20 protein-coding genes and 1 riboswitch are annotated in these 24,616 nt (G+C 55.2%); of the genes, 10 read left to right on the top strand and 10 right to left on the bottom strand.

Annotated elements, in window-relative coordinates:
- Positions 1 to 133: 133 nt before the first annotated feature.
- Complete coding sequence (locus AC0XWG_RS10615) at positions 134 to 2,275, top strand: TonB-dependent siderophore receptor (RefSeq protein WP_128347232.1); 2,142 nt, start codon at positions 134 to 136, stop codon at positions 2,273 to 2,275.
- A gap of 84 nt (positions 2,276 to 2,359) precedes the next feature.
- Here AC0XWG_RS10615 and parE read toward each other — a convergent pair whose 3' ends face one another.
- The 5 genes from parE to nudF are packed head-to-tail and all read right to left on the bottom strand — an operon-like array spanning position 2,360 to position 6,768.
- On the bottom strand, positions 2,360 to 4,252 hold the full coding sequence (parE, locus tag AC0XWG_RS10610; RefSeq protein ID WP_475680569.1) for a DNA topoisomerase IV subunit B: 1,893 nt from the start codon (positions 4,250 to 4,252) through the stop codon (positions 2,360 to 2,362).
- Between the two features lie 28 nt (positions 4,253 to 4,280).
- Complete coding sequence (gene yqiA / locus AC0XWG_RS10605; protein WP_028017158.1) at positions 4,281 to 4,862, bottom strand: esterase YqiA; 582 nt, start codon at positions 4,860 to 4,862, stop codon at positions 4,281 to 4,283.
- Positions 4,862 to 5,689 carry a 3',5'-cyclic-AMP phosphodiesterase gene (gene cpdA, locus AC0XWG_RS10600; protein WP_108090476.1) on the bottom strand — a complete coding sequence of 276 codons (828 nt, stop codon included), beginning with the start codon at positions 5,687 to 5,689 and terminating at the stop codon, positions 4,862 to 4,864. The genes yqiA and cpdA overlap by 1 nt, the downstream gene beginning before the upstream one ends.
- A gap of 27 nt (positions 5,690 to 5,716) precedes the next feature.
- Positions 5,717 to 6,139 (bottom strand): DUF1249 family protein, encoded by a 423-nt coding sequence (locus tag AC0XWG_RS10595; protein WP_014833293.1) that lies wholly within the window; start codon positions 6,137 to 6,139, stop codon positions 5,717 to 5,719.
- Positions 6,136 to 6,768 carry an ADP-ribose diphosphatase gene (gene nudF / locus AC0XWG_RS10590; RefSeq protein WP_028017156.1) on the bottom strand — a complete coding sequence of 211 codons (633 nt, stop codon included), beginning with the start codon at positions 6,766 to 6,768 and terminating at the stop codon, positions 6,136 to 6,138. The genes AC0XWG_RS10595 and nudF overlap by 4 nt, the downstream gene beginning before the upstream one ends.
- Positions 6,769 to 6,972: 204 nt before the next feature.
- Here nudF and tolC point away from each other — a divergent pair, with 204 nt between their 5' ends.
- From tolC to AC0XWG_RS10575, 3 genes are all read left to right on the top strand, one after another.
- Positions 6,973 to 8,451 carry an outer membrane channel protein TolC gene (tolC, locus tag AC0XWG_RS10585; protein WP_475680568.1) on the top strand — a complete coding sequence of 493 codons (1,479 nt, stop codon included), beginning with the start codon at positions 6,973 to 6,975 and terminating at the stop codon, positions 8,449 to 8,451.
- A gap of 161 nt (positions 8,452 to 8,612) precedes the next feature.
- Entirely contained in the window at positions 8,613 to 9,278 is a 666-nt protein-coding gene (locus AC0XWG_RS10580; RefSeq protein WP_028017154.1) for a DUF1190 family protein, read from the top strand.
- Between the two features lie 2 nt (positions 9,279 to 9,280).
- Positions 9,281 to 10,441 (top strand): glutathionylspermidine synthase family protein, encoded by a 1,161-nt coding sequence (locus AC0XWG_RS10575; protein WP_049005062.1) that lies wholly within the window; start codon positions 9,281 to 9,283, stop codon positions 10,439 to 10,441.
- 92 nt (positions 10,442 to 10,533) lie between these two features.
- Here the strand turns inward: AC0XWG_RS10575 and ygiD are convergent, their stop codons facing one another.
- A complete protein-coding gene (ygiD, locus tag AC0XWG_RS10570) occupies positions 10,534 to 11,322 on the bottom strand; it encodes a 4,5-DOPA-extradiol-dioxygenase (protein ID WP_108090479.1) in 789 nt (262 codons plus the stop codon).
- 196 nt (positions 11,323 to 11,518) lie between these two features.
- Between ygiD and zupT the strand changes: the two genes are divergently transcribed.
- The 5 genes from zupT to AC0XWG_RS10545 all read left to right on the top strand — a co-directional run bounded on the left by zupT (position 11,519) and on the right by AC0XWG_RS10545 (position 17,516).
- Complete coding sequence (gene zupT / locus AC0XWG_RS10565) at positions 11,519 to 12,292, top strand: zinc transporter ZupT (protein ID WP_028017151.1); 774 nt, start codon at positions 11,519 to 11,521, stop codon at positions 12,290 to 12,292.
- A gap of 331 nt (positions 12,293 to 12,623) precedes the next feature.
- Complete coding sequence (locus AC0XWG_RS10560) at positions 12,624 to 13,184, top strand: fimbrial protein (protein WP_475680567.1); 561 nt, start codon at positions 12,624 to 12,626, stop codon at positions 13,182 to 13,184.
- 74 nt (positions 13,185 to 13,258) lie between these two features.
- A complete protein-coding gene (locus AC0XWG_RS10555) occupies positions 13,259 to 15,703 on the top strand; it encodes a fimbria/pilus outer membrane usher protein (protein ID WP_475680566.1) in 2,445 nt (814 codons plus the stop codon).
- Positions 15,704 to 15,712: 9 nt separating this feature from the next.
- Entirely contained in the window at positions 15,713 to 16,471 is a 759-nt protein-coding gene (locus AC0XWG_RS10550; protein ID WP_475680774.1) for a fimbrial biogenesis chaperone, read from the top strand.
- Positions 16,455 to 17,516 (top strand): type 1 fimbrial protein, encoded by a 1,062-nt coding sequence (locus AC0XWG_RS10545; protein ID WP_128347226.1) that lies wholly within the window; start codon positions 16,455 to 16,457, stop codon positions 17,514 to 17,516. Before AC0XWG_RS10550 ends, AC0XWG_RS10545 begins: the two co-directional genes overlap by 17 nt.
- A gap of 44 nt (positions 17,517 to 17,560) precedes the next feature.
- Here AC0XWG_RS10545 and ribB read toward each other — a convergent pair whose 3' ends face one another.
- Positions 17,561 to 18,214 carry a 3,4-dihydroxy-2-butanone-4-phosphate synthase gene (gene ribB / locus AC0XWG_RS10540; protein ID WP_028017147.1) on the bottom strand — a complete coding sequence of 218 codons (654 nt, stop codon included), beginning with the start codon at positions 18,212 to 18,214 and terminating at the stop codon, positions 17,561 to 17,563.
- Positions 18,215 to 18,320: 106 nt separating this feature from the next.
- A riboswitch (FMN riboswitch) is annotated at positions 18,321 to 18,471 on the bottom strand.
- Positions 18,472 to 18,591: 120 nt separating this feature from the next.
- Here ribB and ubiK point away from each other — a divergent pair.
- Positions 18,592 to 18,888: a ubiquinone biosynthesis accessory factor UbiK gene (gene ubiK, locus AC0XWG_RS10535; RefSeq protein WP_049005067.1), complete on the top strand. Its 297-nt coding sequence runs from the start codon at positions 18,592 to 18,594 to the stop codon at positions 18,886 to 18,888.
- Between the two features lie 78 nt (positions 18,889 to 18,966).
- Here ubiK and hldE read toward each other — a convergent pair whose 3' ends face one another.
- The 3 genes from hldE to AC0XWG_RS10520 are packed head-to-tail and all read right to left on the bottom strand — an operon-like array spanning position 18,967 to position 24,616.
- Positions 18,967 to 20,397: a bifunctional D-glycero-beta-D-manno-heptose-7-phosphate kinase/D-glycero-beta-D-manno-heptose 1-phosphate adenylyltransferase HldE gene (gene hldE / locus AC0XWG_RS10530; protein WP_028017145.1), complete on the bottom strand. Its 1,431-nt coding sequence runs from the start codon at positions 20,395 to 20,397 to the stop codon at positions 18,967 to 18,969.
- Between the two features lie 40 nt (positions 20,398 to 20,437).
- The gene (gene glnE / locus AC0XWG_RS10525; protein ID WP_128347224.1) at positions 20,438 to 23,293 is read right to left on the bottom strand and encodes a bifunctional [glutamate--ammonia ligase]-adenylyl-L-tyrosine phosphorylase/[glutamate--ammonia-ligase] adenylyltransferase; all 2,856 of its coding nucleotides are present in this window, start codon (positions 23,291 to 23,293) and stop codon (positions 20,438 to 20,440) included.
- A 21-nt stretch (positions 23,294 to 23,314) separates the two neighbouring features.
- Positions 23,315 to 24,616 carry a CYTH domain-containing protein gene (locus tag AC0XWG_RS10520; protein WP_128347223.1) on the bottom strand — a complete coding sequence of 434 codons (1,302 nt, stop codon included), beginning with the start codon at positions 24,614 to 24,616 and terminating at the stop codon, positions 23,315 to 23,317.

Raw genomic sequence — 24,616 nt, 5'->3', positions numbered from 1 at the left:
TCTCACGTGATTGAATGATTCTCAATTACATGTTCGATGCCTGAACAGGCTAACGGACAGACCATTAAGGGCAATGACTCACACATTCTTCCGCAAACATTCATGTGCGGGATATTTCGGGAAAACAGATGTAATGGCTACGTACACACCTTCTCTCTCTGGGGCAAAAGGGCGCGCGCTCTTTTCACTGCTGTTTATGGCGCCGTTGGTACAGGCAGCGGACAACACAACGGCTAAAGACGGCGAAACGCTTACCGTCACCGCCAGTCCGAATGCCACGGCAGATGCTACAAATGGCTATCAGCCGTTGAATACCTCCACCGCGACACTGACCAACATGCCAATGCTGGATATCCCGCAGGTGGTCAATACCGTCAGCGATAAGGTGCTGGAAGATCAGCACGCCACTACGCTGGATGAAGCGCTCTATAACGTCAGCAACGTGGTGCAAACCAATACTCTGGGCGGTACGCAGGATGCATTTGTTCGTCGTGGGTTTGGCGCGAACCGCGACGGGTCAATCATGACCAACGGTCTGCGCACCGTCCTGCCGCGCAGTTTTAATGCCGCAACCGAGCGCGTGGAAGTGCTTAAAGGCCCGGCCTCAACGCTGTATGGCATTCTCGATCCTGGCGGTTTGATTAACGTCGTCACTAAACGCCCGGAGAAGACCTTCGGCGGCTCACTTTCTGCCACTTCTTCCAGCTTTGGCGGCGGTACCGGCCAGGTTGATGTTACCGGCCCAATTGAAGGCACGCGTCTGGCGTATCGTCTCACGGGTGAGTATCAGGACGAAGATTACTGGCGCAATTTTGGCAACGAGCGCAGCACCTTTATCGCACCGTCGCTGACCTGGTTTGGCGATGATGCCACCGTGACCGTGCTCTATTCGCATCGCGACTATAAGACACCATTCGATCGCGGAACGATCTTCGATCTCAACACCAAACAGCCGGTAAACGTTGATCGCAAAACGCGTTTTGACGAACCGTTTAACATCACCGATGGTCAGTCAGACCTGGCGCAGCTCAACGCAGAATATCGCCTGAACAGCCAGTGGACCGCAAAGTTCGACTACAGCTTTAGCCAGGATAAATACAGCGATAACCAGGCCCGCGTAATGGCCTACGATTCAAAAACTGGCAACCTGACCCGCCGCGTAGATGCGACGCAAGGCTCGACCCAGAGGATGCATACGACACGTGCGGATCTGCAGGGGAATGTGGACATCGCTGGCTTCTACAACGAGATCCTGACCGGCGTATCGTATGAGAATTACGATCTGCTGCGTACGGATATGATCCGCTGTAAAAACGTCAAAGATTTCAATATCTATAACCCGACGTATGGCAACCTTAGCAAGTGCACCACTGTCTCAGCGTCAGACAGCGACCAGACCATCAAGCAAGAGAGCTACTCCGCCTACGCTCAGGACGCGCTGTACTTGACCGATAAATGGATCGCCGTCGCCGGATTGCGCTATCAGTATTACACCCAGTACGCCGGTAAAGGTCGCCCGTTCAACGTCAATACCGACAGCAGCGACGACCAGTGGACACCGAAGCTGGGGCTGGTTTACAAACTCACGCCAGCGGTCTCGCTGTTTGCCAACTATTCCCAGACGTTTATGCCGCAATCGTCCATTGCGAGCTACATCGGCGATCTGCCGCCAGAAACATCAAATGCGTATGAAATTGGCGCTAAGTTTGACCTGTTCGACGGTATTACTGCCAATATCGCACTGTTTGATATTCACAAACGCAACGTGTTGTACACCGAAAGCATCGCGGGAGAAACCGTCGCAAAAACCGCCGGCCGCGTGCGTTCGCAGGGTGTAGAGGTGGATCTGGCAGGGTCTCTGACGGAAAACACCAATATTATTGCCAGCTACGGCTATACCGACGCAAAAGTTCTGGAAGATCCGGACTATGCAGGCAAGCCGCTGCCAAACGTGCCGCGCCATACCGGCTCACTGTTCCTGACGTACGATATTCATAACGTGATCGGCGGAAATACCCTGACGATCGGCGGAGGAGGACACGGCGTGAGCCGTCGCTCAGCAACCAACGGTGCGGATTATTATCTGCCGGGCTATTTCGTGGCGGATGCGTTTGCGGCGTATAAGATGAAGTTTCAATATCCGGTGACGTTGCAGGTGAACGTGAAAAACCTGTTTGATAAGACCTACTACACATCGTCCATTGCGACCAACAACCTGGGCAACCAGATTGGTGATCCGCGCGAAGTGCAGTTTACGGTGAAGATGGAGTTTTGATGTAAAAAAGCCCGGTGGCGCTAACACTTACCGGGCCTACGATCCAATTCCCTCTCCCGGTGGGAGAGGGTCAGGGTGAGGGCATCAGGCCTCAATATCCGCCATATCGCCTTTCTCCTGCAGCCAGTTGCGTCGGTCTTCCGAACGTTTCTTGGCAAGCAGCATATCCATCATGGCGTTGGTTTGCTGTTCGTCTTCATCGCTGATGGTCAGCTGCACCAGACGGCGGGTATTCGGATCCAGCGTCGTTTCGCGCAGCTGCATCGGGTTCATCTCGCCCAGCCCTTTAAAGCGCTGAACGTTCGGTTTGCCCTTCTTGCGCTTCAGCTGTTCCAGCACGCCCGCTTTTTCTTCTTCCGTCAGCACGTAATACACTTCTTTGCCGAGGTCGATACGGTACAGCGGCGGCAGCGCCACGTGAACGTGGCCGTTTTTCACCAGCGTGCGGAAGTGCTTCACAAACAGTGCGCACAGCAGCGTAGCGATGTGCAAACCATCGGAGTCCGCATCCGCAAGGATACAGATCTTACCGTAGCGCAGCTGGCTCAGATCGTCGCTGTCAGGATCGATGCCGATCGCCACCGAGATATCATGCACTTCCTGCGAGGCCAGCACTTCATCTGAAGAGACCTCCCAGGTGTTCAGGATCTTACCCTTGAGCGGCATGATCGCCTGGTATTCACGATCGCGCGCCTGTTTGGCCGATCCACCCGCCGAGTCGCCTTCCACGAGGAACAGTTCGGTACGGTTGAGATCCTGCGCGGTACAGTCCGCCAGTTTGCCCGGCAGCGCGGGGCCGCTGGTCAGCTTTTTACGCACCACTTTCTTCGCGGCACGCAGACGACGCTGGGCGCTGGAAATGGCCATTTCAGCCAGCATCTCTGCCGCCTGAACGTTCTGGTTCAGCCACAGGGTAAACGCATCTTTCACCACGCCGGAGACAAACGCCGCACACTGACGTGACGACAAACGCTCTTTGGTCTGACCGGCAAACTGCGGATCCTGCATTTTCACAGAGAGTACGTAGGCGCAACGATCCCAGATATCTTCCGCCGACAGCTTCACGCCGCGCGGCAGAATGTTACGGTATTCGCAGAACTCGCGCATCGCGTCCAGCAGCCCCTGGCGCAGGCCGTTGACGTGCGTACCGCCGAGCATGGTGGGGATCAGGTTAACGTAGCTTTCGGTCAGCAGCTCACCGCCTTCCGGCAGCCACAGCAGCGCCCAGTCCACCGCTTCGGTATCGCCGGTGAAATTGCCGACGAACGGTTTTTCCGGCAGCATCGGCAGGCCGTTTACCGCTTCGCACAGATAGTCGTTAAGACCGTCTTCATAGCGCCAGCTCTGCTCGGTGTTGTTAACGTTGTCTTTAAAGGTGATTTCCACGCCGGGGCAGAGCACCGCTTTGGCTTTCAGCAGGTGCGTCAGGCGGGAAACGGAAAAGCGCGGGCTGTCGAAGAAGCTTTCGTCAGGCCAGAAGTGAACGCTGGTGCCGGTGTTGCGTTTACCGCACGTGCCGACGACCTGCAGATCCTGCACCTTCTCGCCATTTTCAAACGCGATGTTGTAGACCTGACCATCACGGCGGACGTTTACTTCCACGCGCTTAGACAGGGCGTTAACGACTGAGATCCCCACGCCGTGTAAACCACCAGAGAACTGATAGTTTTTGTTGGAGAACTTGCCGCCTGCATGCAGCCGGCAGAGGATCAGCTCAACGGCCGGGACGCCCTCTTCCGGGTGGATATCCACCGGCATACCGCGTCCGTCGTCAATGACTTCCAGCGACTGATCGGCATGCAGGATGACGTCAACGCGTTTGGCATGGCCCGCCAGCGCTTCGTCCACACTGTTATCAATAACTTCCTGGCCCAGGTGGTTTGGGCGCGTCGTATCGGTGTACATCCCCGGGCGGCGGCGAACCGGCTCAAGCCCGGTGAGGACCTCAATGGCATCAGCGTTATAGGTTTGCGTCATGATTTAAACTAGCAATTCGCATTGATTGTCAGTGGCTGTGCAGTCCAAGAAAATCGACAATCTGGGTGAAATGATTCTCAAAGCCCGTGAAAGCATGGTTTCCGCCCTCTTCTATAGTCTGGCGGCAGGATGCGTAATACGCCACTGCCTGGCGGTAATCCAGCACTTCATCACCCGTCTGTTGCAGCAGCCAGATAAGATCCGGCGCTTCAAGCGGGTCAACCTGCATAACTTTGAGATCGTAAATATGGCGTGACTCTAGCACATATTGCTGGCCGGTGTAGGGGTTCTCGTTTGCGCCAAGAAAGTCACGGAGCAGCTCAAATGGCCGTACCGCCGGGTTAACAACAACTGCGGGCAGCATAAAGCATTGCGATAGCCAGGTGGCGTAGTATCCGCCCAGCGATGAGCCGACCACACCGAATGATTCGCCGCCGTGTTCAAGCACAATAGATTCCAGCATCTCCGCGGCTTCCGCCGGGTAAGGCGGCAGCTGCGGGATAATCATCTCAACATCGGGATGATGCTCGCTCAGCCACTGGCGAAACTGTGTCGCTTTTGCGGAGCGCGGCGAGCTGTTGAATCCGTGTAGATAAAGGAGCGTAGACATCAATAGCCTTCTGAAGCGGTGTCCGGACGGAATTTTGCGCCTGTCAAACGACAGACTTCCGTGGTCAGCGAACCATCGGCATGCAGTTCCAGCCAGCGCCAGCCTGGTGCGATGGTATCCAGCGTAAAGTTGGCACAGTGCGGCTTAAACTGAACGCAGGTCGATGGCGTCGCCAGCATACGGCGACCATTCCAGTCGAGATCCTGTTCCTGATGGATATGTCCGCACAGGAGATTCTTCACACGCGGGAATTTCGCCAGCACGCGATCCAGCGCAGCAGAATTACGCAGACTGTGCTGATCGAGCCAGCTGCAACCCGCTGGCAGAGGGTGATGATGAAGTAATAACAGCGTATGACGTTCAGGTTCAGCAGCCAGTTTGGTCTCCAGCCAGTCGAGCTGGAACTCGCTTAATTCACCGTGCGGGACACCAAACACCTGGCTATCCAGCAGCAGGATCTGCCACTGTTCACCCGCAAAGACACATTTTGCCGGAGAAATACCCGCATCCTGGAGGGCATTGTACATAGCCGGCTGGAAATCGTGGTTTCCAGGTAGCCAGACGCAAGGCACACTGAAGCTCGCGATGCCTTCAGCAAAATGCTGGTAGGCCGCGGAGGATTGGTCCTGCGCCAGATCGCCCGTTGCGACAATCAGATCGCATGCACGATTTTCAGCGTGAATGGCGCTAAGTACCGCCTGATAGCTCTCCCAGGTGTTGACCCCCAGCAGAGTTTCATGCTTTTCGGCAAAAAGGTGGGTATCGGTGATTTGTAATATCCTGACTGGCGCCCCACCAGCAACAGTCAGGTTCAACAGGCTTTCCAAATGGTGTCCTTAGGTAGGTTTATGACGCTAACAAACCGGAATCGCCATTGCTCCATGTGCTAAACAATATCTTAGCCAGTCAGCTAAAAACTGGTTAATTTGATGCTTTTCGTCGCGTTGATGCAACTTTTTATTCGGGTAATCATACCGTGCCTTGAAGCGAAAGATCTGCTGACTTGAACACACTTCAGCGACCATTGCATCGTGATAGAGGCGCACCGTCATCGACGGCAGGCTCCAGTAGCTAATACTGGGTGCCGTTTGCTCAATCTCCACCAGCGTAGTGTAGCGCGTTGATTCTGTTATCGTTAACCGATACTGCGCGTTGCTCACCTGATAGCTTACCGTTTCGCCGGGTGCGTCATTTTTCGGCAGCAGGCGGCGCAATTGTGCGAAATTGGTTTCGCACAGGCGCATCATTTCTGGGAAGTCAGGTGTATAACGCTTCATTTTTTCCACTCGTTTCGTAATGTCTGATAATGCAGTTGCAGCCATTGCAGGGCGATGACAGACGCTGCGTTGTCGATTTTCCCCTCTTCTACCCACTGATAAGCCTGTTCCCGGCTCACCACATGAACCCGAATATCTTCGTTTTCATCTGCCAGACCGTGGATCCCTTCCGCCGTCGTGGCGTCCACTTCGCCTACCATAATGGAAAGGCGCTCGCTGGTGCCCCCCGGGCTTGCCAGATAGCTCAGCACCGGTTTTGTACGTCCCACCACCAATCCTGCTTCTTCCAGTGCCTCACGGCGGGCAACGTCTTCGACCGATTCGCCCTCTTCGATCATCCCGGCTACCATCTCCAGTAACCACGGGCTCTCGCTGACGTCGTAAGCCGCAATTCGGATCTGTTCCACCAGCACAACTTCGTCGCGCACTGGGTCAAAGGGTAGCAAGACTGCCGCATGCCCGCGCTCAAAAATTTCGCGTCTGATTTCGCCGCTCATTTCACCGTTAAACAGGCGATGCCTGAAACGGTAAAGTTCCATCGAAAAAAAACCGCTATAAAGCATTTCTCGTGCAATAATTTCTACATCGTTTTTGGCGAATGTCACGGGCAACTTTTCTGGTTTCTGCATGAGTCGAGTCCTGGTAGCAATGGTGATGAAATTGTGAATTTCAAGGCTGTTTGGCTGCCGTTTGCAAGGCTATATGTTAGATTGGTGCAAATTACCGCCAGATGGCACGTAACGCCAACCTTTTGGTATGGAAGATTCTGTTAGAATCGGCAATTATTTTTTAATTAGATCAGCGCTAATACTGCTTCACAACAAGGAATGCAAATGAAGAAATTGCTCCCCATCCTTATCGGCCTGAGCCTGACGGGCTTCAGTGCAATGAGCCAGGCGGAAAACCTGTTACAGGTCTATCAGCAGGCACGTCTGGGCAACCCTGATTTACGTAAATCAGCGGCCGATCGTGATGCTGCGTTTGAAAAGATTAACGAAGCGCGTAGCCCATTGCTGCCACAGTTAGGTTTAGGTGCAGATTATACCTACAGCAACGGTTTCCGCGACGCTAACGGCGTCAACTCCAATGCTACCAGCGCCTCACTGCAATTGACACAAACGCTGTTTGATATGTCCAAATGGCGTGCCCTGACCCTGCAGGAAAAGAGCGCAGGCATCCAGGATGTGACCTATCAGACTGACCAGCAAACGCTGATCCTGAACACCGCCACAGCTTATTTCAACGTGCTGAGCGCGATTGACTCGCTCTCCTACACCGAAGCGCAGAAACAGGCCATTTACCGCCAGTTAGATCAAACCACGCAGCGTTTCAACGTAGGTCTGGTTGCGATCACTGACGTGCAGAACGCCCGTTCACAGTACGACAGCGTACTGGCCAACGAAGTGACCGCGCGTAACAACCTCGACAACGCGCTGGAATCACTGCGTCAGGTCACCGGGAATTACTACCCTGAGCTGGCGTCTCTGAACGTGGACAGCTTCAAAACGGATAAACCGCAGGCGGTCAACGCCCTGTTGAAAGAAGCGGAAAACCGTAACCTGACCTTGCTGCAGGCGCGTCTGAGCCAGGATCTGGCCCGCGAACAGATTCGTCAGGCACAGGATGGCCACCTGCCTACCCTGAGCCTCAGTGCATCTACCGGTATTTCAGATACGACCTACAGCGGCTCCAAAACGAACTCAGCCCAGTATGACGACAGCAATATGGGTCAGAACAAAGTGGGTCTGAACTTCTCCCTGCCACTGTATCAGGGCGGCCAGGTCAACTCGCAGGTGAAACAGGCGCAGTACAACTTTGTTGGCGCGAGCGAGCAGCTGGAAAGTGCTCACCGCAACGTGGTGCAGACCGTACGTTCTTCTTTCAACAACGTGAACGCCTCTATCAGCAGCATCAACGCGTATAAACAAGCCGTGGTGTCTGCACAGAGCTCCCTGGATGCGATGGAAGCGGGTTACTCCGTAGGTACACGTACTATCGTTGACGTGCTGGACGCAACCACCACGCTGTACAACGCGAAACAACAGCTCTCCAGCGCACGTTACCAGTACCTGATTAACCAGTTGAACATCAAACAGGCTCTGGGTACGCTGAACGAGCAAGACCTGCAGATGCTGAACAGTGCACTGGGCAAACCGGTCTCAACGTCGCCGGACAGCGTGGCACCTGAGAACCCTGATCAGGTTGCCGCCGTTGATAACTTCAACGCTAACAGCAGCGCCCCTGCTGCACAGCCTGCCGCCGCGCGTACGACCACGTCCGCCAGCAAAGGTAATAACCCGTTCCGTAACTAAGATTGTCATCAGGCCCTCTCCCACGGGGAGAGGGCGCATCTGAATCACACCCGAACGTAAGCCAACGTAAAGATCCCCCTGATTCCACCCCTCTTCGCTTCATTTTCAACCACTCATCCTCTATCCTGAGCGTTATTACCACTGGGTCCTGGAAGACAAAGATGAAACGGACAAAATCCATAAATCACGCTTCGTTCCGCAAAAGCTGGAACGCGCGTCACCTCACCCCTGTTGCGCTGGCAGTGACGGCTGTCTTTATGCTGGCAGGTTGTGAGAAAACCGATGAAACGGTTTCGCTGTATCAAAATGCGGAAGACTGCTCAACGGCAACCGGTAACGCCGCTGAATGTAAGACTGCTTATAACAACGCCCTGAAAGAAGCAGAACGTACCGCACCGAAATATGCTTCACGCGCAGACTGTGTGGCAGAGTTCGGTGAAGGTCAGTGCCAGCAGACGCCTGCTCAGGCGGGCACTGCCCCGGAAAATCAGGCACAGGCGCAGTCCAGCGGCAGTTTCTGGATGCCGCTGATGGCAGGTTATATGATGGGCCGTCTGATGGGTGGCGGTGCGGGTTATCAGCAGCAACCGCTGTTTAGCTCGAAAAACCCGGCCAGCCCGGCTTATGGTCAATACACCGACGCCAGCGGCAAAGGCTACGGCGCAGCAACCCCAGGCCGCACTGTGACCGTCCCGAAAACGGCGATGGCGCCGAAGCCTGCGACCACCAGCACCATCACCCGTGGCGGGTTTGGTGAATCCGTAGCGAAGCAGACCAGCATGCAGCGTAGCGCGACAGGCTCCTCTACTCGCTCAATGGGCGGCTGATCATGGAGCGAGTCAGTATCACCGAGCGCCCGGACTGGCGCGAAAAAGCCACCGAATACGGTTTTAACTTCCACACCATGTACGGCGAGCCGTACTGGTGTGAAGATGCCTATTACAAACTCACGCTCGCCCAGGTTGAGAAACTGGAAGAAGTGACGGCCGAGCTGCATCAGATGTGCCTCAAGGTGGTGGATAAAGTCATCGACAGCGACGAGCTGATGGCAAAATTCCGCATTCCAAAGCACACCTGGAGCTTTGTCCGTCAGTCGTGGAAAACGAATCAGCCTTCGCTTTACTCTCGCCTTGACCTGGCATGGGACGGCGTGGGTGAACCTAAGCTTCTTGAAAATAACGCCGACACGCCCACTTCTTTATACGAAGCGGCGTTCTTCCAGTGGATCTGGCTGGAAGACCAGGCCAATGCCGGAAACCTGCCGGAAGGAAGCGATCAGTTCAACAGCCTGCAGGAAAAGCTGATAGAGCGTTTTGCCGAGCTGCGCGAACAATTTGGCTTCAACCTGCTGCACCTCGCCTGTTGCCGCGACACGGAAGAAGATCGCGGGACGGTTCAGTATCTGCAGGACTGCGCCGCCGAAGCGGAAGTAGCAACCGAATTCCTCTATATCGAAGATATCGGCCTGGGTGAGAAAGGTCAGTTTACCGACCTGCAGGATCAGGTGATTAGCAACCTGTTCAAGCTCTACCCGTGGGAATATATGTTGCGCGAAATGTTCTCCACCAAGCTGGAAGATGCAGGCGTACGCTGGCTGGAACCCGCATGGAAGAGCATTATCTCCAACAAAGCCCTGCTGCCGTTGCTGTGGGAAATGTTCCCGAACCATCCTAACCTGCTGCCTGCGTATTTTGCGGAAGATGATTATCCGCAAATGGAGAAATACGTCGTGAAGCCGATCTTCTCCCGTGAAGGGGCGAACGTGTCGATTATCGAAAACGGCAAAACGCTGGAAGCGGTTGAAGGGCCTTACGGCGAAGAAGGGATGATCGTCCAGGAATTTTATCAACTGCCGAAATTTGGCGACAGCTACACGCTGATTGGCAGCTGGCTCATCAACGATCAGCCAGCCGGGATTGGCATCCGCGAAGATCGCGCCCTGATCACGCAGGATCTATCACGATTCTATCCGCATATTTTTGTTGAATAGACCGCGGCCTGATGCCCTCACCCAGCCCCTCTCCCACAGAGAGAGGGTGCAAACACTAAAAACGGCAACCTGAGGTTGCCGTTTTGCTTTTATTACCCCACCTGCACCGAAAGCATACTCAGGCTCCCCATCTCAATACCGTCGACCGGGATCGTAACCGGCTCCTGACCATCCCACGCACCAAGAACGTACAATAGCGGCAGGAAGTGTTCCGGCGTCGGGTTAGAGAGCGAACCGCCTTCGTGATCCAGATAGTTCACTAACGGATGCTCCTCAGCAGGGCCTTGCCAGGTCAGATTCGCTTTGACGTAATCATTAAAAGAGGTCGCCCACGGATAGGGCGTGTTCTCGCCGTGCCAGCGTGCCGTTCGCAGGTTGTGAACCACGTTACCGCTCGCCACCAGCATGATGCCTTCATCACGCAGGGTTGCAAGCTTACGACCCATCTCCAGATGCCAGGCGGCCGGTTTGGTGCTGTCGATGCTCAACTGCACCATCGGGATATCTGCATCAGGATACATTTTAATCAGTACGCCCCAGGAGCCATGGTCAAAACCCCAGGCTTCTTTATCCAGCGCCACCGGAACAGGCGCCAGCAGTTCCACCAGCCTTTGTGCCAGCTCAGGCGAGCCGGGGGCCGGATAGTGCGTGTCATACAGCGCCTGCGGGAAGCCGCCAAAATCATGAATGGTCTTAGGCGCTTCCATGGCGGTCACGCCCGTGCCCCGGGTGAACCAGTGCGCGGATACCACCACAATCGCTTTTGGACGCGGCAGCGTCTCGCCCAGGCTACGCCATGCGCGGGTATAGACGTTGTCTTCCAGAACGTTCATTGGGCTGCCGTGGCCTAAAAACAGGGCTGGCATACGGGAAGAAGTCATGATGATATCCTTACAGAAGGTGTCAATTTAATGGTGCTACATTACGCGCAATCCGGCAAAGATGAACGCTGATAAGCGTGAAGATCATCATCAGGAAATTTGAATGTAAGGAATATGTAAAGCAGAGCCACTCTGCTCGCTTTGCTGACAAATAATCATTTATATTAATGAGAATCATTATCAAAAGGAGTAATGAATGTCAGTACCTTTGATCCTGACGATACTTGCGGGCGCTGCGACCTTCATCGGTGCGATCCTCGGTGTTCTTGGTCAGAAACCCTCTAATCGCGTATTGGCCTTCTCACTGGGCTTTGCAGCCGGGATCATGCTACTCATCTCCCTGATGGAGATGCTGCCTGCCGCGTTGGGAACAGAAGGTATGTCTCCGCTGCTGGGCTACGGCATGTTTGTCGTTGGCCTGCTGGGATATTTCGCGCTCGACCGCATGTTGCCCCACGCGCACCCTCAGGACTTAATGCAAAAAAACGTAGCGCCCGCGCCGCGCAACATTAAGCGCACCGCCATTTTGCTGACGCTCGGCATAAGCCTGCACAACTTCCCGGAAGGCGTGGCGACGTATGTCACCGCCAGCAGTAACCTGGAAATGGGCCTCGGCATCGCCCTGGCGGTGGCGTTGCACAATATTCCTGAAGGACTCGCGGTGGCCGGTCCGGTCTATGCCGCCACGAGCTCAAAGCGCACGGCAATCTTCTGGGCCGGGATATCCGGCATGGCGGAAATTCTTGGCGGCGTGCTGGCCTGGCTCATCCTCGGTAGCCTGGTTTCGCCGGTAGTCATGGCTGCCATTATGGCCGCGGTTGCGGGGATTATGGTTGCGCTGTCGGTTGACGAGCTGATGCCGCTGGCAAAAGAGATCGATCCAAACAACAACCCAAGCTATGGCGTCCTGTGCGGGATGTCGGTGATGGGGTTAAGTCTGGTCTTACTTCAGGCCGCAGGCATTGGCTGACGTGACGGGCGCCTCCTGAAACGGAGGTGCCTATTATTTGTTAAAGAAATAACTTTTTACGGAATATACGTCCCGCATCCTTCCTTATAAAAAAATAAAGTTTTTTACTGAACATTATTGTGCGTAATAACATTAAACAATGCATCCGGCATTATAATTTACACTTCTTGAAATTCATCCACTTACAATAACCCGCATTTATATTTTAATTAGATCTACAATGATTTTTAAGCTTGGTTAATCGCATTGCCTCGTCGGAGATCGGTATACTTCCCTGGCAATATTCTGATTAATATTCAGGATATGAATTCAACTGAAAAAGGATATTTTCATGTTTACAGGAAAAAAAGCACTTTTAGCCGTGGCAATGGCCACGCTTATTTCTGGGTCGGCGTTTGCTGCAGAACAAGGTTCCGGTAAGATCAAATTCAAAGGTGTGGTGATTGATGCACCATGCAATATTGCACCAGACAGCGTTGATAAAGAAGTCGATTTGGGTGAAATTACGACCGCAGTTATTAATGCCAATAAAAAATCGTCACCCGTGGCGGTAGATATCAACCTGGAAAACTGCCAGCTGGACGATCCAGGCGATGAAACCGATACCCCAATCACCAAGGTTGACGTCACGTTCACCAGCTCCGCCACGGATACAACGGATACCAGTCTGATGACCAACACGTATGCCAACGGCGCGCAGAACGTGGGCGTCCGCCTGCTGGATAATGCGGAAGCGAACATCACCCTGGGTAGCGCCAGTGAAGTTACCCTGCTGGCAGGCTCCGCCACCCAGACGCTGCACTTTAAGGCGCAGATGGAAATACTGAGCGGCAAAACGGCAACGCCGGGTCAGGTTGAAGCCACCGCAAACTATGTTCTGGCGTATAAATAATTCAAATTTACCTCGTTATCTACCGACTGGCTCATTATGCCAGTCGGCATTTTATATTTACCTTGAGCAACAGGATGATGAAACATAAATCAACATGCATAATCATCATTACCGCCCTGTTAATGACGAAAGTCGCCTCTGGTACCGAATTTAATATTAATGCCATCGATAAAGATCAGCGCAACAGCGTCGATTTAACACAGTTTAAAGATCGCGCCTCCGTCGTCCCCGGACGTTATTTTGTTACGGTTTCGATTAATGACATCCCCTTAGCAAACGGCTGGCAGTTAATGTGGAAAAAAGTGAATGATGCAGTCCAGGTCTGTATTCCCGCCGAGCTGGCCGACACGTTCGGCCTACAGGATAAAATACGGGAATCGCTAACTGAAAAAGAGGGCTGTATAGACTTCGCCCCGCTGCCGGACGTTCATTTTACCTTTGAACAAGTAAGCCAGACGCTAAACGTGTCCATTCCCCAGGCGTGGTTGCAGTACCGTTCTGCCGACTGGATGCCCCCGTCAACCTGGGATAACGGCGTGGCGGGCGTCCTGCTGGACTACAATCTTTTTGCCAGCCACTACCAGCCCAACAGCGGCAGCAGTTCAGATAATGCCAACACTTACGGCACGGCGGGCGCGAACGTCGGCGCCTGGCGGCTGCGCAGCGATTATCAATACAACCAGACGCACGCGGACGGCGGTTCAGAGCATAACGGGCGCTTCTCGCGCGTTTATATGTTCCGCCCCCTGCCCACCATGGGCGCAAAGCTGACGCTCGGCGAAACGGATTTCCAGTCGTCGATCTTCGACGCCTTCACCTACACCGGCGCGTCGCTTATCAGCGATGAGCGCATGCTGCCGTGGTCACTGCGCGGCTATGCGCCACAAATCTCCGGCATTGCCCAAACCAACGCGACGGTCACCGTAAGCCTCGCCGACAGGGTCATCTATCAAACAAAAGTCCCGCCGGGCCCGTTCATCATTCAGGATCTCAACCAGTCGGTGCAGGGCACGCTCGACGTGAAGGTAACGGAAGAGGATGGCCGGGTGAGTACGTTCCAGGTCTCTGCCGAATCCGTTCCCTTCCTGACGCGTCAGGGCCAGGTTCGCTACAAGCTGGCAGCAGGCAAGCCGCGAAAGGACGCATCGCATGACGTTGAGGACAGCACCTTCATGAGCGGCGAGTTTTCCTGGGGCATGCTGTCGCAAACCTCACTCTATGGCGGAACGCTGGCCGATGGTGACCACTACCGCGCCCTGGCCGCCGGGCTGGGACAAAACATGGCGTATCTGGGGGCGCTCTCGTTTGATATCACCCGGGCCACCAGCCAGCTGCCGGGTGAGGATCCGCAGACGGGCTACAGCTACCGTTTTAACTACAGTAAACGATTCGACACCACCGGTAGCCAGCTTACGCTGGCGAGCTACCGATACTCGGACCGTCAGTTCCTGAGCTATGCGCGCTATCTGGATGACGACTACAGCGACAGCCAGACGGAAAAACAGACTCTCAGCGTCACCGCCAGTCAGTACATATCGGCCCTCTCGCTAAACCTTTATCTAAGCATGCTGCGCCAAACATGGTGGGACGACTCGCCTTCCACGACCGGCAGCGTCACCGCAGGCTATAACTTCGACCTTGGCCGCTGGAAAAACCTTGGCCTGACCCTGTCGTTGAGCAGAACCCACTACGAAGATGATGAAGAGGACGACAACCAGTTTTATCTCTCGCTGAGCGTGCCGCTCGATCCTGACCATCGCCTGAACTACGATCTTCGCAACGGCGACAGCCTGAGCCAGAGCGTCTCCTGGTACGATACCTCTGACCGGAACAATACCTGGTGCGTCTCTGCAGGCACCGAGAGCGAAAAAGCCGATGCGGGCGCACAGTTCAGCGGAAACTATCAGCACTATTCTTCGCTGGGGGATCTCAACGTCTCGGGCAGCTATAAGGCGAATGAGTACAACTCAATGAGCGCCAGCTGGAACGGATCGTTTACCGGGACGGCGAAAGGGTTTGCCCTGCACCGTCGCAGCTACGGCAATGAGCCACGCGTCATGGTCAGCACCGACGGAGTGGGCCATATCCCGCTGAACGTATCGCATGACGAAACCAACGCGTCGGGTATCGGTGTTCTGCCGTCGTTTTCCAGCTATACCCCGGCCAGCGTGCGGGTCAACATGAACAATTTGCCTGACGGCGTTGACGTTGATACGCGGGTGGTCACTTCCACCTGGACAGAAGGCGCCATCGGCTATCGTCAAATCGCGACCCGAGCCGGTAACGATATTGCCGGCATTTTGCGAACGCCTTCCGGGACACCGCCGCTCGGCGCCCTGGTCCGCCTGCAGGATAACGGCCAGCAGGTAGGTATGGTCGCCGAGGAGGGTCGCGTCTGGCTGGGCGCCGTCCAGCCTGAGCAACAGTTCCTGGTCACGTGGGGAGACAACCATCAGTGTCGCTTCTCGTTACCTTCTCACCTTGAAAACAGTATGCAGCTCATGCTGCCTTGCCAGTAAGAAACCATGATGAAACCCACCCCACTTAAGGCCCTGAGCCTGATGTTGCTCGGCACCGCATTGAACGCGCATGCCGCCATTAACCTGGACCGTACGCGGATCGTTTTTCCCGAAGGGGACAAGGCAAGCAGCCTGAAAGTCGATAACCAGAGCAAAACCTTACCCTACCTGGCGCTTTCCTGGATTGAAGACGAAAACGGGCGCAAAGAGGACAGCCACTTCATGGCGCTGCCGCCCATTCAGCGCATTGAAGCGGGCGCGTCATCGCAGGTCAGAATTGTGAAGCAGGCGGCGGTTGGGCAGTTGCCGAAGGACAGAGAGTCGCTGTTTTACTTCAACCTGCGCGAAGTTCCACCCACAAGCAGCGCCAGCGAGGCGCGCAGCGTTATGCAGGTGGCCATGCAGAGCCGCATTAAGCTGTTCTGGCGGCCAAAAGCCATCACCAAAAAGCCGGGTGATCAAAGCGAAATGCGCATGGAAATTACCGCCACCGCAACGGGGCTCAGCGTGCACAACCCCACGCCCTATTACATCACCCTCGCGTGGCTGAGTAAAAATGCGAAAACCCAGCTGCCGGGCTTCGACAGCCTGATGATTGCTCCGTTTGCCACAGCGTCCACCTCTACCGGCGACTACCACGGGAGCTACTACAGCGTGGGTTACATTGATGATTACGGCGCGCTGAAAAAAGTGGACGTTACCTGTGCGGGTAAGGCTCAATGCCAGCTCAGCGAGCGGAAGGGTCAAAACAATGTGCAAGCTCGCTAATTTTTTGTTTTTGCTGCTACTTGCCCTTCTGCCATTCAGGGAGGCGCTGGCGCTTGACTGCTATCTCGGCGTTTCCGGCGGGCCTGTGGAGGAGACAAAAACAATCTCGCCTTTTGCCATTCCCAGCAACGCGCAGGTGGGGGAGAAAATATGGGAATCTGACGATATCAAAGTTCCTGTGACCTGCGACCACAATGCCACCAGTAATTTTGAAAAAGAGGACATCTATGCCTGGGTTAACCCCTACCCGTCGGCGTCCGATCCCTACTACGATCTCGGCGTAACTTATGAAGGGATCGACTACGATGCGACAGGACAACCCAACGGGGTCGATACGTCCCAGTGCCTTGATAACAAACAGATCACTATCTATACACCTGCCCAAATCCAGCAAATGGGCTGGGAGAACCGCATCTGCTCCGGCAATGCAAACGACATTCACACCTCACGCACGTTCATCGTGCGCTTTCGTCTGTACGTCAGAATCAAGGTCATGCCGCCGCACGGCTACGTCAGCACGCTCGGGGACTATATCGTGGTGCAGTTCGACGGTAAGGGCGGCGTCAACCAGATGTCCGACGCGAAAAACCTTAAGTATCATATTAATGGCCTGAACAATATCACCGTGCTGGACTGCGGGGCGACCTTCAGCATCTATCCGGAAAATCAGGAGATTGATTTTGGTACGTTCAGCGCCCGCGACATGATGAATCAGGGAAAGCGAACGCGCACGTTCTCGGTCAGAACGACCAAGATACAGGACACCGAGTGTTCCGATGGGTTCAAAATGGATTCGTCGTTCTATACGAACGAGACGCTGAGCGATGAAGATACCGCCCTGCTCATCGGTAACGGCCTGAAATTACGCATCCTGAACGGAACGCAGCCCTACACCTTTAACCGATACGAAGAGTATGCCGATTTTACCGGCAGTACGTTGCAGTACGAACAGACCTATACCGCTGAGCTGACGCCGGTGCCGGGAAAAGCGATCCAGTCCGGACCATTCGAAACCGTGGTGCTGTTTAAAATTAACTACCACTAAACATAAAAAAGCCGGGTTTCCCCGGCTCTTTCACTTCAGCGGTTTCAGCTGGCTTTGCGCTCGTGCGCCTGGCGGTACTCGACCAGATCTTCAATCGTGACTACCGGCATATTGTGCAGACGGGCAAAGGTGATGCACTCCGGCGCGCGCGCCATGGTGCCGTCATCGTTGGTCAGTTCACACAAAACACCTGCTGGTTTGAAGCCCGCCAGCGTCACCAGATCGATAGTCGCTTCGGTGTGGCCACCGCGGGTCAGGACGCCGCCGGCCTGCGCGCGCAGAGGGAAGACGTGGCCTGGACGATGCAGATCGGAGGGCTTCGCATCATCAGCAATCGCGGCACGTACGGTGGTCAGACGGTCAGCCGCAGACACACCGGTGGTCACGCCATGCGCCGCTTCAATGGTCACGGTAAAACCGGTACCAAAGGCGCTGGTGTTGTTCTCAACCATCATTGGCAGTTCGAGCTGCTTACGACGATCTTCGGTAATACACAGGCATACGATGCCGCTACCATGACGGATGGTCAGCGCCATCTGTTCAACGGTCATGTTTTCGGCGGCGAAAATCATGTCGCCTTCGTTTTCACGGTTTTCATCGTCAAGCACCATCACACCGCGGCCTTCGCGCAGTGCATCCAGTGCATGTTCAACACGTTGAGTTGAAGTGCCAAAAGAGGAAAGTAGCGTCTGATTCATGGTAAAAAAACCTCATTAACATTATGGTTACCAGAATCAGGGCAGTCTTAGGAGCGCCGTATAAGCGGCAAAAAAATAACGTGAGCGGGCCCATGCCCGACTGGATCGTTACTCTCTCCCATCCGGACTCTAACCGTCGGCCCCGGAATTACACCGGATCTGCTGACCTTTGAGTGTTCACCCAAAGCGCTCGCGGGCTTTCAGCGTGAAGCTGATTTACCGCCGGTGGGGAATTTCGCCCCGCCCTGAGAATAAGCGAGATAACTATAACGCTATTGATTACCCTGGGCAATGCATAAGCATCAAACAATTTTGTTTAACCCGCGGCATGACGCGCTACAATAGGCACTGACACCTTTTCATCAAGGGAAACGACAATGATTGACCCGAAAAAAATTGAGCAAATTGCGCGTCAGGTACACGAATCCATGCCGAAAGGCATTCGTGAATTTGGTGATGACGTAGAAAAGAAAATCCGCCAGACGCTGCAGGCGCAGTTGGTTCGCCTTGATCTAGTCAGCCGTGAAGAGTTCGACGTGCAGACCCAGGTTCTGCTGCGTACCCGCGAGAAGCTGGCGTTGCTGGAACAGCGTCTGACCGAGCTGGAAAACCGCAATACACAGGAAGAAGTGAAGCCGGCACCGGCCATTCCACCGGTGGATGAGCAGGAGTAAGAGCGGCCTGATGCACTCACCCCAACCCTCTCCCTGTGGGAGAGGGAGAAAAACGAACGGGCCAATTGGCCCGTTTTTTTACTGACTGTCTTTCTGGATCTTCTTAATAATGTTGGTGGTTGAACACCCGTCCTCAAAGTTGAGCACCATCACTTCGCCGCCGTTGGCCCAGACCTCTTCGCTGCCCGCAATTTGATCTGGCTTGTAATCGCCACCTTTCACCAGCAGGTCCGGCAGAATACCGGCAATCAGACGCTGCGGCGTGTCTTCTTCAAACGACACCACCCAGTCCACGGCTTCCAGCGCACCGAGAACGATCATACGCTGTTCCAGCGGATTTACCGGACGCGTTTCCCCCTTCAGACGCTTCGTTGACGCATCACTGTTCACTGCCACAATCAGACGATCGCCCAGCTTGCGCGCATTCGCCAGATAAGAGACGTGGCCCGCGTGCAGAATGTCAAACACACCGTTGGTCATCACCACTTTCTCTCCGCGCTTACGCGCTGCGGCAACGGCGGCTTTCAGTTCGTCTTCGCTCATCACACCGAAACCGGTGTCTGCACGGCCACGCACGGCATTTTCCAGCTCAATAGGCGAAACGGTTGAAGTACCGAGTTTGCCGACGACGACACCCGCCGCTGCGTTAGCAAAGTAACAGGCTTCTTCAAGGGAATTCCCGGCTGCAAGCGTCGCCGCCAGCACGCCAATCACCGTATCGCCAGCACCGGTCACGTCATACACTTCCTGCGCCTGAGTGGGCATATGCAGGGGTGCTTTGCCTGGTTGAATCAGGGTCATCCCCTGCTCTGAACGGGTCACCAGCAGTGCAGACAGCTCGAAATCAGCAATGATCTTCATGCCGCGTTCGACAATTTCTGCTTCCGTTTTGCACTTACCCGCCACCGCTTCAAACTCAGAGAGGTTTGGCGTCAGCAGCGTTGCGCCGCGATAGCGCTCAAAATCGGTGCCTTTCGGGTCGATCAGCACCGGCACGTTGGCTTTACGCGCGAGCTGAATCATCGTCTGCACGCTCGCCAGCGCACCTTTGGCATAGTCGGACAGCACCAGCGCACCAATATTACCCAGCGCCTGATTAATACGCTCGTGCAGCGGCTCAGGGTCAACTCCCTCGAACCCTTCTTCAAAGTCGAGGCGGATTAACTGCTGGTTGCGCGACAGCACGCGCAGTTTGGTGATCGTCGGGTGGGTCGGTACAGAAACGAAGTCACACTTCACGTTCACGTCCGCCAGTGACTTACTCAGCGCACGCGCCGCGTCGTCGATGCCGGTCAAGCCCACCAGACGCGAATGCGCGCCCAGAGAGGCAATGTTCATCGCCACGTTTGCCGCGCCGCCGGGACGCTCTTCAATGGTATCGACCTTAACCACCGGTACCGGCGCTTCCGGAGAGATGCGGCTGGTTGGCCCATACCAGTAGCGATCCAGCATCACATCCCCGACAACCATAACTCCAGCACGTTCAAACTCTGGCAGTGTTACTTTCATTCCTGACTCCAGAAAGATTCACAATTTGCGCGCGATAATATCACACTTGTTTTGTTACGCACGGTTCCACCAGCCACTTCTGCCAGCTTGCCGTCACCTGAGCGCGTTCACTGCTGAAACAGTCCAGCGCCACATGCCCCGGCTGTTCCTGCAGTGCCAGGTGGTGCAGCTCATCGCGTAGCGTGGTATAGGCGCGGGTTAACGCCTGTGCCTCCTGCTCGTCCATAATGTCGTTTTGCGCGAGCAGTTCCAGAATGCGTACATTGTCCGACCAGCGTGTCAGCTTCGGTTTATCGTGCGCGTGCAGCAGCACCAGGTACTGGGTGATAAACTCAATATCGGTAATCCCCCCCTCATCGGCTTTGATATCAAAGCGATCGCGATGTTTATTGCCCAGATGCGCGCGCATTTTCTCGCGCATTTCCCGCACTTCAGTTTGCAACGTGACACCCTCTCGCACCGTCGTCATGACATCCTTACGGATGACGTCAAACTGCGTTTTAAGCTGCGGATCGCCGTACACCACGCGGGCACGCACCAGCGCCTGATGCTCCCACGTCCAGGCTTCGTTCTTCTGGTAATCAGCAAAGGACTCCGTCGAGGTGACCAGCATGCCCGCCGCGCCGGAGGGTCGCAGACGTGCATCCACTTCGTACAAAATGCCGGATGAGGTACGGGTGCTGAACAGATGCATAATGCGCTGGGCCAGACGCAGATAGAACTGGCGCCCGTCAATCTCACGTTCGCCGTCAGTCATCACGTCGACCGGGCAATCATGCAGGAAGATTAAATCCAGATCGGAGCTATAGCCCAGCTCCCAGCCGCCGAGCTTGCCGTACCCCACCACCGCAAAACCACGACCTTCACGGTCGGCCAGGTGTTTCGGCTGGCCGTAGCGAGCCACCATCTGCACCCAGGCCTGATGCACTACCGCGTCGATGATCGCTTCCGCAAGCCAGGTTAAGTGATCGCTCACTTTCATCACCGGCAGCGTTCCGGCGATATCTGCCGCTGCCACGCGCAGCATCTGTGCCTGCTTAAACTGACGCAACGCCTCCAGCTGCTGCTCTTCGTCCTCTTCCGGCACCCGCAGCAGATACTGGCGCAGCTCGTCCCGGTAGGCGTCCGTCGCCGTCGGCTGGTAGAGCGTATTCGGGTCGAGCAGTTCGTCGAGCAACAGCGGATAACGCGCCAGCTTGTTGGCCACCATCGGCGACGCAGCGCAGAGCGTAATCAGATGTTTAAGCGCCCCTGGAAACTCGCTCAATAGTTCAAGGTACGTGGTACGCGTGATAATCCCACTCAGCAACGGCATCATGCGCGACAGCGGCACCGGCGCATCCGCGCGGGAGCAAACCTCGCTCAGCAGATGCGGCATCAAATGATCAAGTACCTGCCGACCACGTGGCCCAATCGCACGTTTATTCAGTTCAAGACGAAAATCAGCAATCAGTGCCACCACACGATGGCGGGCGTCGTCACTCAGGTGTGCCAGCACTGGTGTAGTGTCATCTTCCTGAAGCGCATCCTGCCACAGCTCGCGCCAGTGCTCGGAAAGCGCATCGTCCTGCGATTCACTTTCGTCATCGCCAATCAGGTCGTTAAAGATACGGCGTACGCCTGCCATATGCGCATCCAGCCGTTCGGTCAGCATTGACCAGTCATCTGCGCGCATCCCCCAGGCAAGACGCGCCCGGTTCAGGTCATCCGCTGGCAGGGTCTGAGTCTGTTCGTCGTTGATACTTTGCAGCAGGTTCTCCAGACGACGCAGGAACAGATAGGCCTCGCGCAGGGTTTGCGCGTCACCGTCCGGCAGCAGGTGAAGCTGCTCGATGGCGCTCAGCGTCGGCAGCAACGAACGTGATTGCAGGGACGGCTCACGCCCGCCGCGAATAAGCTGGAAGACCTGGACGATAAATTCGATTTCGCGGATACCGCCTGCACCGAGCTTAATATTGTCTTTCAGCCCACGGCGGCGCACTTCTCGGGCAATCATCCCTTTCATGTTTCTCAGGGACTGGATCACGCTGAAGTCAATGTAACGGCGGAACACGAACGGGCGCAGCATGGCGCGCAGCTCGTTGGCGTAGGCATCGTCGCTGTCGCCCATGATCCGCGCTTTGACCATGGCATAACGCTCCCAGTCGCGCCCTTGCTCCTGGTAATAATCTTCCAGTGCAGCAAAGCTCAACACCAGCGGGCCGCTGTCGCCAAAGGGACGCAGACGCATGTCCACGCGGTAGACGAAACCATCCTGCGTCGGCTGATCCAGGGCCTTAATCAGACGCTGGCCGAGTCGGGTAAAGAACTGGGCGTTGTCCAGCTCACGACGTCCGCCGCGCGTAGAGCCGTTCTCCGGCCAGGCAAAAATCAGATCGATATCGGAGGAGAAGTTAAGCTCGCAACCGCCCAGCTTACCCATCCCCAGAATCAACAGTGGCTGAGGAACCCCTTCCTCGCTGCACGGTGTTCCCCACTCTTTACAGCAGGCGGCGTAGAGCCAGTCTCGCGCAGCAACAATCAACGACTGTGCCAGCTCACTTAACTGCTGTAACGTGCTCTCTTCGCTCACCAGCGCCAGAGATTGCGCCCAGGCAATACGCACCATTACCCGGCGACGGAACTGGCGCAGGACGCGCATCAGCGTTGCTTCATCCGCAACTTCAGCAAGCGCGGTTTGCAACCAGTCAGCATAATGCCGCCACTCTTCTGCCTGTGGCGGTGAATTTTCAAGCTCCACCAGCCAGTCCGGGTTGGCGGTGATACTTTCCTGCACAAAATCACTGAAAGTGAGCACGCTCTTCGCCTGCTCGCTTAATGATGACGGCGGTAATGACTCAGGCAGACGTTCGCAAACGGTCTGCCACTGCTGCTGTAACTGCGAAGAAAGCGGCATGATTGGGGTTCCTTGCCAGAGTTAACGTTTTCCGCTGTGCAGCCAGAATGGCTCCTGCGAAATGGCCTCGTTACGGAAATGCTCAATCTCAATATGCTGACGGGTTTCAATGGCATGCTTCAGCCCCTGCCAGTTCTCCAGCCAGGCCTGAGCCTTTACACCGTCATAGGCACCGGAAAGCAGCAGCATGCTGTCGATATTGCGCGAAAGACGAGGAAGCTGATCGCCATACTGGTCACCCAGCGGGTAAGCAAAGGTGCTCTTCAGCTCGGCGGCATGACGAGAGAGATGAATATCCGCGAAACGTTTGAAGTTCTCCGCGATTTTGGTCTGCGCTTTCGCATCTAGGAAGGTACGCCAGCCACGCGTGATCAGAAACTCGGTCAGTGCCAGTTTTGCCGTCGCCGTTTGCGGGCTATAGATCGCTGTTTGTGCCGATACGTCGGAGAGCATCAGCGTTTCGGTTTGCGTCAGCAGGTCACGTAAGTGAGCGCTCGCTTTGCGAGGAACAATACCGCCGAACAGCGTCAGGGTATGGCGCACCAGGGCAATCGCCGCCAGCACGTGGGATTTCGCGTTTTTCACATTTCGCGCCCACAGCTCTTCATGGTATTGCCACTGCGAGAGCGCCAGCTCCAGCGCGGCTTCCAGACCCTGCTCCACGCTGGCTTTAGGCGCAACGTGCAAAATCGTCGTCTCTTTCACCACGCGTGGCGCATTTCCGGCCGCCAGGTGGTAACCGCGTGCGGCTTTACTCAGGCTTCCCTGACGTAATCCGGACTGGTTCACCAGCTTGCGTGCCAGCTTCAGCACATCGTTCGCATCCCCTTCCAGCAGTTCAAGCTCCAGTTCGCAGATCGGCTCCTGGAACTCACCCGCCTTCACCTCACCTAAATCCAGCGCGATTTCAATGCGGCTCTTGCCTTCCGTCACCAGCCATTTTTCACGCCAGAAATCGGTACTGAACAGGGGCTGTACGTCTGCGGATAAGGTTTCTGGCAGTTTACCCTCAGGCCAAACTTCTGTCGGGAAACGTTCCAGCTCAAGTTCTGGCTTAGCGATGTCGATATTGTATTCCGGGCGCTGATGTAAACCGCCAACCACGCGACCGGCAATTTTCATCGTCATCTCGTAGCGTCCGTTCGCGCCACGGATGCGTAGCCCCATATCGTGGCGGCGAAGCCAGTTGTCTGGCGTTTCGTAATAGATATTAAGCAGTTGTACCGGTGCATGGTGTTCGCCGGAAAGCGTGTGCAGATGCTGACGAAGAGCGTCAACGCTGTCTTTTTCGACGATAAACTTTAATTCAATTTCTTGTGCCAT

Source organism: Enterobacter sp. DVT3837 (assembly GCF_056238685.1).
The sequence above is the reverse complement of the archived record's forward strand: the minus strand, read 5'-3'. Positions and strand labels throughout refer to the sequence as shown.

Bases quoted from the DNA above. Each gene is read 5' to 3' on its own strand.
- hldE (WP_028017145.1), bottom strand. From the start codon at position 20,397: ATGAAAGTAACACTGCCAGAGTTTGAACGTGCTGGAGTTATGGTTGTC.
- ygiD (WP_108090479.1), bottom strand. From the start codon at position 11,322: ATGACTTCTTCCCGTATGCCAGCCCTGTTTTTAGGCCACGGCAGCCCA.
- zupT (WP_028017151.1), top strand. From the start codon at position 11,519: ATGTCAGTACCTTTGATCCTGACGATACTTGCGGGCGCTGCGACCTTC.
- AC0XWG_RS10545 (WP_128347226.1), top strand. From the start codon at position 16,455: ATGTGCAAGCTCGCTAATTTTTTGTTTTTGCTGCTACTTGCCCTTCTG.
- nudF (WP_028017156.1), bottom strand. From the start codon at position 6,768: ATGCAGAAACCAGAAAAGTTGCCCGTGACATTCGCCAAAAACGATGTA.
- AC0XWG_RS10615 (WP_128347232.1), top strand. From the start codon at position 134: ATGGCTACGTACACACCTTCTCTCTCTGGGGCAAAAGGGCGCGCGCTC.
- glnE (WP_128347224.1), bottom strand. From the start codon at position 23,293: ATGCCGCTTTCTTCGCAGTTACAGCAGCAGTGGCAGACCGTTTGCGAA.
- yqiA (WP_028017158.1), bottom strand. From the start codon at position 4,862: ATGTCTACGCTCCTTTATCTACACGGATTCAACAGCTCGCCGCGCTCC.
- AC0XWG_RS10550 (WP_475680774.1), top strand. From the start codon at position 15,713: ATGAAACCCACCCCACTTAAGGCCCTGAGCCTGATGTTGCTCGGCACC.
- tolC (WP_475680568.1), top strand. From the start codon at position 6,973: ATGAAGAAATTGCTCCCCATCCTTATCGGCCTGAGCCTGACGGGCTTC.
- AC0XWG_RS10560 (WP_475680567.1), top strand. From the start codon at position 12,624: ATGTTTACAGGAAAAAAAGCACTTTTAGCCGTGGCAATGGCCACGCTT.
- AC0XWG_RS10595 (WP_014833293.1), bottom strand. From the start codon at position 6,139: ATGAAGCGTTATACACCTGACTTCCCAGAAATGATGCGCCTGTGCGAA.
- ribB (WP_028017147.1), bottom strand. From the start codon at position 18,214: ATGAATCAGACGCTACTTTCCTCTTTTGGCACTTCAACTCAACGTGTT.
- AC0XWG_RS10575 (WP_049005062.1), top strand. From the start codon at position 9,281: ATGGAGCGAGTCAGTATCACCGAGCGCCCGGACTGGCGCGAAAAAGCC.
- ubiK (WP_049005067.1), top strand. From the start codon at position 18,592: ATGATTGACCCGAAAAAAATTGAGCAAATTGCGCGTCAGGTACACGAA.
- AC0XWG_RS10580 (WP_028017154.1), top strand. From the start codon at position 8,613: ATGAAACGGACAAAATCCATAAATCACGCTTCGTTCCGCAAAAGCTGG.
- AC0XWG_RS10555 (WP_475680566.1), top strand. From the start codon at position 13,259: ATGATGAAACATAAATCAACATGCATAATCATCATTACCGCCCTGTTA.
- AC0XWG_RS10520 (WP_128347223.1), bottom strand. From the start codon at position 24,616: ATGGCACAAGAAATTGAATTAAAGTTTATCGTCGAAAAAGACAGCGTT.
- parE (WP_475680569.1), bottom strand. From the start codon at position 4,252: ATGACGCAAACCTATAACGCTGATGCCATTGAGGTCCTCACCGGGCTT.